The organism is Bradyrhizobium sp. URHC0002 (assembly GCF_054059515.1).
This window is the reverse complement of sequence record NZ_JBSSCF010000001.1, coordinates 2,140,388-2,153,628: the sequence shown is the minus strand read 5'-3', so window position 1 is coordinate 2,153,628 and position 13,241 is coordinate 2,140,388. Positions and strand designations below refer to the sequence as shown.

The following is a 13,241-nucleotide window of genomic DNA, read 5'->3' as shown; positions in this document are numbered from 1 at the left end:
GACCGGCGAGAATTTTTGTCCGGTCATTCCCGCTCCGCGATCAGCGTGGGCGAGACGAGATGACGCAGGCACAGCTCGCGCAGGGAAATGCCCCCCTGCTCGCGGTTCGCGACGTCAGCGTCGTGTTCGGCGGCATCATCGCGCTGAATGGCGTATCCTTCGACATGCACAAAGGTGCAATCCTCGGCCTGATCGGACCGAACGGCGCCGGCAAGACCACGTTGTTCAACTGCCTCTCCAGACTCTATCAGCCGTCTTCCGGCGATATCCTGATGGAGGGCGCGAGCATCCTGACGCGTCCGCCGCACCGGATCGCGGAAATCGGCATCGGCCGAACCTTCCAGAACGTCGCGCTGTTTCCCAATCTTTCAGTGCTCGACAATGTTCGCGTGGGCACGCACTCCCGCACCTCCAGCGACATCGTCAGCGACTCGCTGAAGCTCGGCAAGGTCCGCCGCCTCGAGGCCGAAATCAACCAGAAGGTCCACGAGATTCTGGATTACCTGGATCTCAATGACGTCGCCCACACCGTGGTTTCCGGCCTGCCCTTCGGCACCCAGAAGCGCGTCGAACTGGCGCGTGCACTCGCCGCCGATCCGAAGATCCTGCTGCTCGACGAGCCCGCCGGCGGCCTCAACCACGAAGAAGTCTATGTGCTCGGCGACCTGATCCGCCGGATTCGTGACGAGCGTCACATGACGGTGCTGCTGGTCGAGCATCACATGGGTCTGGTGATGTCGATCGCCGACCACGTCGTCGCCCTCAACTTCGGCCGCAAGCTCGCCGAGGGAACCCCGGCCCAGGTCCAGGCCGACCCGGATGTCATCAAGGCCTATCTCGGGAGCAAGGACCAATGACCGCGATGCTCAACATCAAGGATCTCCGTGCCTATTACGGCCAGGTCCAGGCGCTTCACGGCCTGAGCTTCTCACTCAATGAGGGCTCGCTGACCACGCTGCTCGGCGCCAACGGCGCCGGCAAGACCACCACCTTGCGCGCGATCTGCAACATGGTGCGTTCGACGGGTGCGATCGAGTTCGAGGGCAAGCCGCTGTCCGGCAAGTCGACCGAAAACGTCGTCCGTCTCGGCATCGCGCATGTGCCGCAGGGCCGCGGCACCTTCACCACCATGACGGTGGAGGAAAACCTGCAGCTCGGCGCCATTACCCGCAGCGACAAGAAGAACATCGTTGCCGATATCGAGCGCATGTACGAGCACTTCCCGGTGCTGAAGGAACGGCATACCCAGCAGGCGGGCACGCTTTCAGGCGGCGAGCAGCAGATGCTCGCGGTCGCGCGTGCGCTGATGCTGCGGCCGCGCCTGATGCTGCTGGACGAGCCGTCGTTCGGCCTAGCGCCCCTGATCGTGCGCGAGCTGTTCAAGATTCTCGGCAAGATCAACCGCGAGGACAAGGTCACCATTCTGGTGGTCGAGCAGAACGCGCAACTGGCGCTGGAACTCGCCGACCAGGCCTATGTGATCGAAACCGGGAAGATCGTGATGTCGGGCAACGCCAAGGACATCGCGACCAACGAAGACGTCCGCAAATCCTATCTCGGCTACTGAGGAGCTGGCCATGGAACTGTTTACAAACCAAGTCCTGGCCGGCATCGCCACGGGCGCGATCTACGCCTGTATGGCGCTCGCGGTCGTGATGATCTACCAGGCGATCGACCATCTCAATTTCGCCCAGGGCGAAATGGCGATGTTCTCGACCTTCATTTCCTGGCAATTGATGCAGTGGGGCATCCCCTACTGGTGGGCCTTCCTGGCCACGCTTATCATCTCCTTTGCCGGCGGCATCCTCATCGAGCGGCTGCTGTTCAAGCCGCTCGCCAAGGCGCCGGTTCTGACCAACGTCGCCGGCTTCATCGCGCTATACGGGATCATCAACTCGGTCGCGGGCCTGATCTGGGACTTTACCATCAAGCAGTATCCGACGCCGTTCGGATCATCGCCGTTCCTCGGCAGCCAGCTGATCTCGACCCACCAGGCCGGCATGATCGGCGTTACCGTGCTGCTGCTGATCCTGCTGTTCCTGTTCTTCCAGTACACGCGGATCGGTCTTGCGATGCGCGCCGCCGCAGCACTCCCTGAATCGGCGCGGCTGGTCGGCATCAACACCTCCTGGATGATCGCGCTGGGCTGGGGCATGGCCTCGGCGATCGGCGCGATCGCCGGCATCCTGATAGCGCCCGTCGTGTTCCTGGAGCCGAACATGATGCTAGGCGTGCTGCTCTATGGCTTCGCGGCGGCCGTGCTCGGCGGCCTGACCTCACCGCTCGGCGCTGTCGTCGGCGGCTTCCTCGTCGGTATCTTTGAAAATCTCGCCGGGACCTACATTCCCGGTGTCGGTAACGAGTTGAAACTCCCGATCGCGCTTGCGCTGATCATCACCGTCCTGGTCTTCAAACCCGCTGGCCTGTTGGGCCGGCCCATCGTGAAGCGAGTTTGATCATGAGCGCTGTCGAAGACGTCGTCACAGAAGCACCGGCCGTCGAGGCCGTTCCGAAGCGCGCCATGACGCTCGGCCTGGGCACCTCGCTGGTAGTGCTCGCCGCGCTGGTCCTGGCTCCGCTGTTCGTCAAGAACTTCATCATCTTCCAGATGACGATGCTCCTGATCTACGGCCTGGCGGTTCTGGCGTTGAATATCCTGACCGGCGGAAGTGGCCAGTTCTCGCTGGGTCAGAGCGCGTTTTACGCGGTAGGCGCTTACACGTCGGCGATCCTGATGGAACATGTCGGGATGAACTACGCGCTGACGCTGCCAATCGCGGGGTTGATCTGCTTCGGCTTCGGATTCCTGTTCGGCCAGCCGGCGCTGCGGCTTTCCGGCGTCTATCTCGCGCTGGCGACGTTTGCGCTTGCCACCGCGATGCCGCAGTTGCTCAAGCTCGGCTTCTTCGAGCACTGGACCGGCGGCGTGCAGGGGTTGGTCGTGACCAAGCCCGACGCGCCGTTCGGCCTGCCGATGTCGCAGGACATGTGGCTGTATTACTTCACGCTCGTGATCACGATCGGCATCTACATCGCCTCGGTCAACCTGCTGCGGTCGCGCTCGGGCCGCGCCTTCATGGCGATCCGCGACAACGAGATCGCGGCGTCAGCGATGGGTGTCGACGTCGCGCTGTACAAGACGCTGGCGTTCGGCGTCTCGGCCGGCATCACCGGCATTGCCGGCGGTCTCGGCGCCATCGCGGTGCAGTTCGTGGCCCCCGACGGCTACACCATCGTGCTCTCGATCTCGCTGTTCCTCGGCATGGTCGTCGGCGGCGTCGGCTGGCTGCCGGGCTCGATCGTCGGAAGCGCCTTCATCATCTTCGTGCCGAATATCGCCGAGGGCATCTCCAAAGGCCTCTCCGGTGCCGTATTCGGTGTGCTTCTGTTCCTGGTCATCTTCCTCGTGCCACACGGCGCCAGGCAGGTCGCGATAGTCGCCCAGCAACTGATCGGCAAACTGAAGAAGTAACCTCAGGAGAAAAAATGCGTTCGGCAACAATAAGAAGCGCCGCCTTCTGGACGGCGCTCATCACTTTCGCTGCCACAAACGGCAGCGCACTCGCCCAAAAGAAGTACGACACCGGTGCGACCGATACCGAAATCAAGATCGGTCACATCGTGCCCTACAGCGGTCCCGCCTCCGCCTATGGCATCATCGGCAAGACCGAAGAAGCGTACTTCAAGATGATCAATGAGAACGGCGGTATCAACGGCCGGAAGATCAAGTTCATCTCGTATGACGACGCCTACAGCCCGCCGAAGGCCGTCGAACAGGTGCGCAAGCTCGTCGAGAGCGACGAGGTGCTGGTGGTATTCAATGCGCTCGGCACGCCATCCAACACCGCGATCCAGAAATATCTGAACTCCAAGAAGGTGCCGCAACTGTTCGTCGCCACCGGCGCTACCAAGTGGAACGATCCGACGCACTTTCCGTGGACCATCGGATGGCAGCCCAGCTATCAGAGCGAAGCGCGCATCTACGCCAAGGTCCTGATGAAGGAAAAGCCCGACGCCAAGATCGCCGTGCTCTACCAGAACGACGACTTCGGCAAGGACTACCTCAAGGGCCTGAAGGACGGCTTCGCCGGCAAGGCATCGACAATCATTGCCGAGGAAAGCTACGAGGTCTCGGAGCCGACGATCGACAACCATATCGTCAAGCTCAAGGCCAGCGGCGCGGACGTCCTGATCAGCATCACGACGCCGAAATTCGCGGCGCAGACCATCAAGAAGATGGCAGAAATCGACTGGAAGGCGCTCCAGATCGTGGCCAACGTCTCGACGTCGGTTGGCGCGGTCATGAAGCCGGCAGGCTTCGAGAACGGACAAGGTGTCCTTTCGGCGCACTACGCCAAGGACGCCGGCGATGCGCAATGGAAAGACGATCCCGGGATGAAGAATTTTCTCGCCTTCCTGGACAAGCACTATCCCGACGCCGACCGCTCGAACAGCCAGGTGATCTATGGTTATGGTGCAGCCCAGACCCTGACCAAGATCCTCGAGATGTGCGGCGACGACCTGACCCGCGCCAACATCATGAAGCAGGCCGCAAACCTGAAAGACTTCACGGCCGACACGCTGTTGCCAGGCGTCAAGATCAACACGTCCGCCACCGACTTCGCGCCGATTGAGCAGCTTCAGATGATGCGCTTCAAGGGTGAGAAGTGGGAGATGTTCGGCGACGTCATCAGCGGCGAGGCTGTAACTCATTAATATTCCGTCCCGCGGGCAGTTGCCCGCGGCATCCGACTAAATATCGCCCCCCGTGACGCCGTCGCGGGGGGCTTTTTGTTGCTGGACGGGGCTGAAAGGTATTCAATGCCCTCAAGAGCCGCCAAGCGCTCCAAACAAAAAGAAGATGACACATCCATCCTGATCCTAGGGAGATCAAAATGCCCGTTATCAACTTGCGATTGGGGGCCTTTGCGGCTGCCCTCGCACTGCTCGCCGCGACCAGCAGCGGCGCACTGGCACAAAAGAAATACGACACCGGCGCCACCGACACCGAAATCAAGATCGGCAACATCATGCCGTATAGCGGGCCGGCCTCCGCCTACGGTGTGATCGGAAAAACCGAAGAGGCCTATTTCAGGAAGATCAACGCCGAAGGCGGCATCAACGGCCGCAAGATCAACTTCGTCAGCTATGACGACGCCTACTCTCCGCCGAAGACGGTGGAGCAGGCCCGCAAGCTGGTAGAGAGTGACGAGGTGCTGATCGTCTTCAATTCGCTGGGCACGCCGCCGAACACGGCGATCCAGAAATACCTCAACTCCAAGAAGGTGCCGCAACTGTTCGTCGCCACCGGCGCCACCAAGTGGAACGACCCGAAGGAATTTCCCTGGACCATGGGCTGGCAACCCAACTACCAGAGCGAATCGCAGATTTACGCAAAGTACATTTTGAAGAACAACCCGAACGGCAAGATCGCCGTGCTTTATCAGAACGACGACTACGGCAAAGACTATCTGAAAGGCTTCAAGGACGGGCTCGGCGCCAAGGCGGCCTCGATGATCGTGATCGAGGAGAGCTACGAGGTTTCCGAACCGACGATCGATTCCCACATCGTCAAGATGAAGTCGACCGGCGCCGACATTTTCTTCAACATCACCACGCCCAAGTTCGCGGCGCAGGCGATCAAGAAGAACGCCGAGATCGGCTGGAAGCCGCTGCACTTCCTCAACAACGTCTCGGGCTCGATCGGCAGCGTGATGAAGCCGGCCGGTTTCGAGAACGGACAGGACATCATCTCGTCGCAATACTTCAAGGATCCGACCGACGCGCAATGGAAGGACGATGCCGGGATGAAGGGCTGGAACGAGTTTCTGGACAAGTATTATCCGGAAGCCAACCGCGCCGACGCATCGGTGATGTACGCCTACATCGTTTCCCAAGGCCTGGTGCATGTGCTGAAGGCCTGCGGCGACGACCTGACCCGCGCGAACGTCATGAAGCAGGCCGCCAGCATCAAGGACCTCGAACTCGGCGGCCTGTTGCCGGGGGTCAAGGTCAACACGTCAGCGACCGATTTTGCGCCTCTCTCGCAACTGCAGTTGATCAGGTTCAAGGGCGACACCTGGGAACGCTTCGGCGAGATTCTGAGCTCCGACACCGGCGGCTAGCGCTTCAAAGCCGCCTGCCAAGGATACCGCCCCTGCGGCTCTGCCGCAGGGGCTTTTTGTTGTGAGGCTTCCGGCAAAATGTTAATCACGACGCGGTCAAAGAGCTTCGCTAAAGGGGCCTGACGGATACAACTAACAAATGAAAAGGGAGAGACAGAAATGTCCAAAATGAAAAGACTTGCGGTCGTTTCGGCCGCGCTTGGATTACTCGCCGCAACTTCGAGCAGCGTTCTTGCACAGAAGAAATACGATCCCGGCGCGAGCGATACCGAAATCAAGATCGGCAATATCATGCCTTACAGCGGACCGGCTTCCGCCTATGGCGTGATCGGCAAGACCGAAGAGGCCTACTTCAAGAAGGTCAACGCGGAGGGCGGCATCAATGGCCGCAAGATCAACTTCATCAGCTATGACGACGCGTACTCTCCGCCGAAGACGGTGGAACAGGCGCGCAAGCTGGTCGAGAGCGATGAAGTGCTGCTGATCTTCAATCCGCTCGGCACGCCGCCGAACAGCGCGATCCAGAAGTACCTGAACACCAAGAAGGTGCCGCAACTGTTCGTCGCCACCGGCGCCACCAAGTGGAACGATCCGAAGAACTTCCCTTGGACGATGGGCTGGCAACCCAACTACCAGAGCGAAACCCAGATCTATGCGAAGTACATCCTGAAGGAGAAGCCGAACGCCAAGGTCGCGATCCTCTACCAGAACGACGACTACGGTAAGGACTACCTGAAGGGCTTCAAGGACGGGCTCGGCGCCAAGGCCGCGTCGATGATCGTTATGGAGGAAAGCTACGAGGTCTCCGAACCGACCATCGACTCCCACATCGTCAAGCTGAAGTCGACCGGCGCCGACGTGTTCATCAACATCACCACGCCGAAATTCGCGGCGCAGGCGATCAAGAAGAACGCCGAGATCGGCTGGAAGCCGCTGCACTTCCTCAACAACGTCTCGGCCTCGATCGGCAGCGTGATCAAGCCGGCCGGCACGGAAAACGCCCAGGACATCATCTCCTCGCAGTATCTGAAGGATCCGACGGATGCGCAGTGGAAGGATGACGAGGGCATGAAGGCCTGGAACGAGTTCCTGGACAAGTATTATCCGGAAGCCAACCGCGCCGACGCCTCTGTCATGTTCGGCTACACCGTCGCACAGGGTCTCGTGCATGTGCTGAAGGCCAGCGGCGACAATCTCACGCGCGAGAACGTCATGAAGCAGGCGGCCAGCATCAAGGACCTCGAACTCGGCGGTCTGCTGCCGGGCATCAAGGTCAACACATCGGCGACCGACTTTGCCCCGATCTCTTCGGTGCAACTGATCCGGTTCAAGGGCGAGACCTGGGAACGCTTCGGCGAAATCCTCTCCGGCGACGCCGGCGGCTAGTCTAGTCTCCAAAAACCAACAACCGCATCAGGCCCCCTGCAACACCGTCGCGGGGGGCCTTTTTCATGAGCCTTCTGCTATCGCCCGATCGGAAAACCCGATTGGCCAGCCAAACCGCTTACACTTCGGCGGATCATGCGCTAGGTATCGGCTTGGCACCCCCACAAGAAGCCGCAGCGCCTGTTCCCGTTGGGCGCGGAAGAACAAGGAGTTTTGCAAAATGCCCCTGCTGACCCGACGCCGTATCGCGACCACCCTGCTCGGCCTCGCGATGGCCACGAGCGCCACCGCCGCACTGGCGCAGAAGAAGTACGACACCGGCGCCAGCGACACTGAGATCAAGATCGGCAACATCGTGCCCTATAGCGGCCCGGCGTCGGCCTATGGTGTGGTCGGCAGGGCGATGGGCGCCGTGTTCAAGAAGGTCAACGACGAGGGCGGCATCAATGGCCGCAAGATCAATTTCATCTCCTATGACGACGCCTATTCGCCGCCGAAGGCCGTCGAGCAGGCGCGCAAGCTGGTCGAGAGCGACGAGGTTCTGCTGCTGTTCGGCACGCTCGGCACCCCCTCCAACACCGCGATCCAGAAATACGTCAACGGCAAGAAGGTGCCGCAGCTGTTCGTCGCCACCGGCGCCACCAAGTGGAACGACCCGAAGGCGTTTCCCTGGACCATGGGCTGGTTGCCGAGCTACCAGAGCGAGTCACGCATCTACGCGAAATATCTCACGAAGGAGAAGCCGGCGACCAAGATCGCCGTGCTCTACCAGAACGACGACATGGGCAAGGACTATCTGAAGGGCATCAAGGACGGCCTCGCCAAGGATACGTCCCGCATCGTTGCGGAGGAAAGTTACGAGGTGTCGGAGCCGACCATCGACTCGCATGTGGTGCGGATCAAGTCGTCCAATCCGGATGTCGTGGTGTTCTTCACCACTCCGAAGTTCGGTGCGCAGGCGATCAAGAAGCTCGGCGAGATGAGCTGGAAGCCGGTCACCATCATCTCCAATGTCAGCGCATCCACCGCGACCGTGATGCGGCCAGCGGGGCTGGAGAATTCGCAGGGCGTGATCTCGGCCGCCTACGCCAAGGACGCCAGCGATCCGCAGTGGGAGGGCGATGCCGGCATCAAGGCGTTCGACGCGCTGCTGGCGAAATATTTGCCGGATGTCAATCGCGTCGATTCCTCGGCCATGACCGGCTACAATATGGCGACCACCATGGTCGAAGTGTTGAAGCGTTGTGGCGACAATCTAACCCGCGACAACGTGATGAAGCAGGCTGCGAGCCTGAAGCAGTTTCCGCAAGGCGGGCTGCTGCCGGGCGTCACCATCTCCACCGGGCCGGACGACTTTCAGCCGATCGAGCAATTGCAATTGATGCAATTCAAGGACGGGCGCTGGCAGTTGTTCGGCGATGTCATCAGCGGCGAACTCGCTCACTAGGACAGGATTGCCATGACCGACCGACGCCCCTTCCTGCGTACGATCTTTGATGCGGCGGTTGCGGCCGCGCATCCCGACATCGTGCTATCGGCCCATCTGCGGCCCGCACCGAAAGGCCGCGTGATCTGCCTTGCCGCCGGCAAGGGCGCGGCAGCGATGGCGGCTGCAGCCGAACGGCACTACCTCGATACGCTGGGGCTCGATCCGTCGCGACTGCAAGGCCTTGCCACCACGCGCCACGGCCACGGCGTGCCGACGCGGCAGATCCGAGTAATCGAGGCCGGCCATCCCGTGCCCGACGAAGCCGGGCTGAAAGCCGCCGACGAAACGCTGCGTCTCGCCGCCGAGGCAACCGCTGATGATCTGCTGCTGGTGCTGTTGTCCGGCGGCGGTTCCGCGAACTGGATCGCACCGGCCGACGGCGTTTCGTTCGCACAGAAGCAGCAGGTGAACCGCGCATTGTTGCGTTCGGGTGCGCCGATCGGCGAGATGAATATCGTCCGCAAGCATCTGTCGCGGATCAAGGGCGGCCGGCTGGCCCGCGCCGGACAGCACGCCGCCGAAATCGTGACGCTGGCAATCTCCGACGTGCCGCATGACGATCCGTCCGCGATCGCATCGGGACCGACGGTGCCGGATCCGAGTACGCTGGCGGACGCCCGCGCGCTGGTGGCAAGGTATAATCTCACGGTCGACGATGCCGTCAGGCGCGCCCTCGAAGATCCCAGAAATGAGAGCTGCAAGCCCGGCGATGGCGCGTTTGCCCGCGCGCAATTCGAGATCATTGCGAAACCGAAGGCTTCGCTCGACGCGGCCATCAAGGTCGCAAAGGACGCCGGCTACGAGGTGATCGGCCTCGGCGCGGATCTCGAAGGCGAGGCGCGCGATGTTGCGGCCGACCATGCGCGCCTGGCGCTGAAGGCACAGAGCGAAGGCAAACGCATCGCAATCCTTTCGGGGGGCGAGCTCACGGTAACCGTGCGCGGCAATGGCCGTGGCGGCCCCAACCAGGAATATGCGCTGGCGCTGGCAGACCTTCTGAAGGACACGTCGGGCATTGTGGCGCTGGCCGCCGACACCGACGGGGCCGACGGCGGCGCCGGCAGCGCGACCGATCCGGCCGGCGCCGTGATCGACCAGACGACGTTTGCGAAGATGAAGTCACTCGGCCTCTCACCCGCGGCCTACCTCGCCAACAACGACGCCACCGCATTCTTTTCAGTCACCGGCGACCTCCTGCTGACCGGTCCGACGCTCACCAACGTCAATGACGTCAGGGTGATTTTGGTGGATCCCGCTTAGGTTTTCCGACCCGGTGCCGGCATTCTGTACGTGCTAAAACGGCGTTAACGCTTTGTTGAGCAAGTTGCGAAGAACCGGCACGCATCTGCCGGTGTCGAAGGGGCAATTCACCAGCTTGGGCGTTTAATGGCCGTTCTCCTGGGGGAGGAGAGCCGCCGATAGCGGCTGGGGAAACGCTATATGACGGATCACGGCCAGATCACCGCCCGGCGGTCAGCGCCCTCGAGTGCGCGGCTCGAAGAGGCGATCAACCATTTATCGCTCGGGATCGTCATTTTCGACGAGAAGCGCGAAGTCGTTTTCTGCAACGAGCGTTACAGGGAAATGTACGGGCTGTCGCCTGAGCAGGTGAAGCCGGGCACACCCACCAGTGAACTGATCCGGCATCGGCTGGATCTCGGCCTTAAGGTGCCGGTGGCGCCCGATGATTACATCCGCGAGCGCGTCGGCCGCAACATCGCACTCGACACCACCGTGCAGCAGTTCGCTGACGGCCGGATCATCGCCTACACCGTCTACCCGGTGCCCGGCGGCGGCGGGATGGCGACCCACGAGGACATTACCGAGCGTGAAGCGCTCAATGCCCGGCTGAAGAAGCAATACGAACTCGGCAGGGAGCAGGAAGAGACGCTGCGCGTCAGGAACTTCCAGTTCGACACCGCAATCAACAACATGTCGCAGGGGCTTTGCTTCTTCGATTCCGACCACCGCCTGATCGTGTGCAACGATCGCTTCGTCGAGATGTACGATATCGCGCCCGAGTGCGTCAGGCCCGGCATGTCGCTGATCGAGATCGTCGACCTCAGGTTCGAAGCCGGCAGCTTCCCCGCCATGACGCGCAATGAATATCTTCACTGGCGCACCAACGTGGCAGTTTCCAACGAGGCGAAAGACAGCATCGTCGAATTGATGAACGGGCGCACCTTCAAGATCCGGCACCGCCCGATGGCCGGCGGCGGCTGGGTCGCCACGCATGAAGACATCACCGAGCAGCGGCAATCGGAGGTCAAGATCGAATACATGGCGCACCACGATGCGCTGACGGATTTGGCCAACCGGGTGCTGTTGAACGATCGGCTCGAATACGTGCTGGGCCGGGTTCAGCACGGCGAAATGGTGGCCGTCCACCACCTCGACCTCGATCAGTTCAAGGCCGTGAACGATACGTTCGGCCATCCCTGCGGCGACAAGCTGCTCAGGATCGTCGCCGAGCGGTTGCGCGGACTCGTCGGCGAGGCCGACACGATCGCGCGGATGGGTGGCGATGAATTCGTGATCGTGCAGGCCACGATCGCGGACCCCGCCGACGCCACTTCACTGGCGCAGGCCGTCATCGACGCGTTGAGCGAGCCCTATGACATCATCGACGGCCAGCAGGCCGTGATCGGCGTCAGCATCGGCATTTCGGTCGGTCCCGGCGACGGATCTAGCCCCGACAAATTGTTGCGCAACGCCGACCTCGCGCTCTACCGCGCCAAGAGCGACGGCCGCGGCACGTTCCGCTTCTTCGAACCCGTGATGGACCTGCAGATGCAGACACGCCGCATCATGGAACAGGACCTGCGCAAGGCGCTGCCGGCAGGCGAATTCGAGCTGCACTATCAGCCAGTCGTCAACCTGGCGAGCAAGGAAATCAGCGGTTTCGAGGCCCTGATACGCTGGAATCATCCGGGCAAAGGGATGATCTCGCCGGCCGACTTCATTCCGCTGGCCGAGGAGATCGGCTTTATCGTCCCGATGGGCGAGTGGGTGATCCGGCAGGCCTGCGCCACCGCCGCGCAATGGCCCGACGACCTTCACGTCGCCGTCAACATTTCAGCGATCCAGTTTCGCAGTCCCGGCCTGATGCAGGTGATCGTCAGCGCGCTCGCCGCTTCCGGCCTCGCGCCCACGCGGCTGGAGATCGAAATCACCGAGAGCGTCCTGCTCCACAACAAGGAAGCGACGCTCGCGGTGCTGCATCAATTGCGGGCGCTCGGGATCCGGATCGCGATGGACGATTTCGGCACCGGATACTCGTCGCTGACTTACCTGCAGAGCTTTCCGTTCGACAAGATCAAGATCGACCGCTCGTTCGTCAAGAACATCACCGAGGATTCGAGCTCGCTCAACATCGTTCGGGCGGTTGCCGCGCTCGCTAATGGCATGGGCATGACGGCTACCGCCGAGGGTGTGGAAACCGCGGAGCAGCTCCACAGCATCGCTTCGGAAGGATGCACGGAGATGCAGGGCTTCCTGTTCTCCCGGCCGCTTCCCGTCGCCGAGATCGAGCGGCAATTCCTGTCGGGACGCCGGCCGCGTGAGGCTCAAGGCCGTATCGTCGCGGCCTGACCGCGCCGCTCAGAATTCGGCTGCGATCTTCGACAGCATTTCGAGCAGGGCTATACGGTTGGCGGGGCCCAGCAATTCGTTGAGCCGCGCCTCGTGCTTGCTGGCAACCAGCTTCTTGGCGCGCGCCAGCACCGCCCTTCCCTTGTCGGTCAGAACCAGGATGTGCGAGCGTCGGTCGTTGGTCGAGCGCATCCGTGTACAAAGCCCGCGGCTCTCCAGCGCATCCAGCATCGATACGAAATTCGGTCTGAGGATGCCGAGCGTGTTGGCGATTTCGGTCTGGTTGCGTCCGGGATTGCGGTCGAGCAGCAGCAGCACCGAAAATTGCGCCGGCGTCAGTTGCAGCGGCGCGACGCAGCGCAGGAAGTCCTCGAACACCTTGAGCTGCGCACGCTTGAGCGAATAGCCGAGCAGTTCAGCCAGCTCGCCCAGTTGCAGCCCGGCATTATCAGCCGCGCCGTCGCCAGGTTCCTTGCCGCCGGCGCGAGAAGGCTTGACGGCATCGGTTGCTGCCTTGGAAACTGTCATCGGATAAAGCTCGTCGTCCGGAAAGAAGGTCCCGCCGGTGGCCGGGCCTTGATGTTATATTTGATAATTGTTATGGAGTATATCAAATATCGACGTCTTTCAACTGCCGAGATGGGGACGAC

General features: G+C 61.6%; 11 protein-coding genes. 10 read left to right on the top strand and 1 reads right to left on the bottom strand.

Going from position 1 to position 13,241, the window contains the following annotated elements; genetic code table 11:
• The first annotated feature begins 59 nt into the window (after positions 1–59).
• From ACVWVY_RS10230 to ACVWVY_RS10185, 10 genes are all read left to right on the top strand, one after another.
• Entirely contained in the window at positions 60–857 is a 798-nt protein-coding gene (locus ACVWVY_RS10230; RefSeq protein WP_426532007.1) for an ABC transporter ATP-binding protein, read from the top strand.
• Positions 854–1,567 carry an ATP-binding cassette domain-containing protein gene (locus tag ACVWVY_RS10225; protein ID WP_025588372.1) on the top strand — a complete coding sequence of 238 codons (714 nt, stop codon included), beginning with the start codon at positions 854–856 and terminating at the stop codon, positions 1,565–1,567. The genes ACVWVY_RS10230 and ACVWVY_RS10225 overlap by 4 nt, the downstream gene beginning before the upstream one ends.
• 10 nt (positions 1,568–1,577) lie before the next feature.
• The gene (locus ACVWVY_RS10220; RefSeq protein WP_025588373.1) at positions 1,578–2,456 is read left to right on the top strand and encodes a branched-chain amino acid ABC transporter permease; all 879 of its coding nucleotides are present in this window, start codon (positions 1,578–1,580) and stop codon (positions 2,454–2,456) included.
• Between the two features lie 2 nt (positions 2,457–2,458).
• A complete protein-coding gene (locus ACVWVY_RS10215; protein WP_334390950.1) occupies positions 2,459–3,472 on the top strand; it encodes a branched-chain amino acid ABC transporter permease in 1,014 nt (337 codons plus the stop codon).
• A 14-nt stretch (positions 3,473–3,486) separates the two neighbouring features.
• Positions 3,487–4,716 carry an ABC transporter substrate-binding protein gene (locus ACVWVY_RS10210; RefSeq protein WP_456626262.1) on the top strand — a complete coding sequence of 410 codons (1,230 nt, stop codon included), beginning with the start codon at positions 3,487–3,489 and terminating at the stop codon, positions 4,714–4,716.
• Positions 4,717–4,895: 179 nt separating this feature from the next.
• Positions 4,896–6,125, top strand: coding sequence for an ABC transporter substrate-binding protein (locus tag ACVWVY_RS10205; RefSeq protein ID WP_456626261.1), 1,230 nt, complete (start codon positions 4,896–4,898; stop codon positions 6,123–6,125).
• Between the two features lie 159 nt (positions 6,126–6,284).
• Positions 6,285–7,511: an ABC transporter substrate-binding protein gene (locus tag ACVWVY_RS10200; RefSeq protein WP_456626260.1), complete on the top strand. Its 1,227-nt coding sequence runs from the start codon at positions 6,285–6,287 to the stop codon at positions 7,509–7,511.
• Between the two features lie 220 nt (positions 7,512–7,731).
• Positions 7,732–8,958, top strand: a complete 1,227-nt coding sequence (locus ACVWVY_RS10195) for an ABC transporter substrate-binding protein (protein WP_456626259.1) — start codon at positions 7,732–7,734, stop codon at positions 8,956–8,958.
• A 12-nt stretch (positions 8,959–8,970) separates the two neighbouring features.
• Positions 8,971–10,260 carry a glycerate kinase type-2 family protein gene (locus tag ACVWVY_RS10190; protein WP_456626258.1) on the top strand — a complete coding sequence of 430 codons (1,290 nt, stop codon included), beginning with the start codon at positions 8,971–8,973 and terminating at the stop codon, positions 10,258–10,260.
• 180 nt (positions 10,261–10,440) lie between these two features.
• Positions 10,441–12,591: a sensor domain-containing protein gene (locus ACVWVY_RS10185; RefSeq protein WP_456626257.1), complete on the top strand. Its 2,151-nt coding sequence runs from the start codon at positions 10,441–10,443 to the stop codon at positions 12,589–12,591.
• A 9-nt stretch (positions 12,592–12,600) separates the two neighbouring features.
• On the opposite strand, the gene ACVWVY_RS10180 is transcribed toward ACVWVY_RS10185, so the two are convergent.
• Entirely contained in the window at positions 12,601–13,119 is a 519-nt protein-coding gene (locus ACVWVY_RS10180) for a MarR family winged helix-turn-helix transcriptional regulator (RefSeq protein ID WP_456626256.1), read from the bottom strand.
• Positions 13,120–13,241 lie beyond the last annotated feature (122 nt).

Bases quoted from the DNA above. Each gene is read 5' to 3' on its own strand.
- ACVWVY_RS10215 (WP_334390950.1), top strand. From the start codon at position 2,459: ATGAGCGCTGTCGAAGACGTCGTCACAGAAGCACCGGCCGTCGAGGCC.
- ACVWVY_RS10195 (WP_456626259.1), top strand. From the start codon at position 7,732: ATGCCCCTGCTGACCCGACGCCGTATCGCGACCACCCTGCTCGGCCTC.
- ACVWVY_RS10180 (WP_456626256.1), bottom strand. From the start codon at position 13,119: ATGACAGTTTCCAAGGCAGCAACCGATGCCGTCAAGCCTTCTCGCGCC.
- ACVWVY_RS10205 (WP_456626261.1), top strand. From the start codon at position 4,896: ATGCCCGTTATCAACTTGCGATTGGGGGCCTTTGCGGCTGCCCTCGCA.
- ACVWVY_RS10190 (WP_456626258.1), top strand. From the start codon at position 8,971: ATGACCGACCGACGCCCCTTCCTGCGTACGATCTTTGATGCGGCGGTT.
- ACVWVY_RS10225 (WP_025588372.1), top strand. From the start codon at position 854: ATGACCGCGATGCTCAACATCAAGGATCTCCGTGCCTATTACGGCCAG.
- ACVWVY_RS10200 (WP_456626260.1), top strand. From the start codon at position 6,285: ATGTCCAAAATGAAAAGACTTGCGGTCGTTTCGGCCGCGCTTGGATTA.
- ACVWVY_RS10230 (WP_426532007.1), top strand. From the start codon at position 60: ATGACGCAGGCACAGCTCGCGCAGGGAAATGCCCCCCTGCTCGCGGTT.
- ACVWVY_RS10210 (WP_456626262.1), top strand. From the start codon at position 3,487: ATGCGTTCGGCAACAATAAGAAGCGCCGCCTTCTGGACGGCGCTCATC.
- ACVWVY_RS10185 (WP_456626257.1), top strand. From the start codon at position 10,441: ATGACGGATCACGGCCAGATCACCGCCCGGCGGTCAGCGCCCTCGAGT.
- ACVWVY_RS10220 (WP_025588373.1), top strand. From the start codon at position 1,578: ATGGAACTGTTTACAAACCAAGTCCTGGCCGGCATCGCCACGGGCGCG.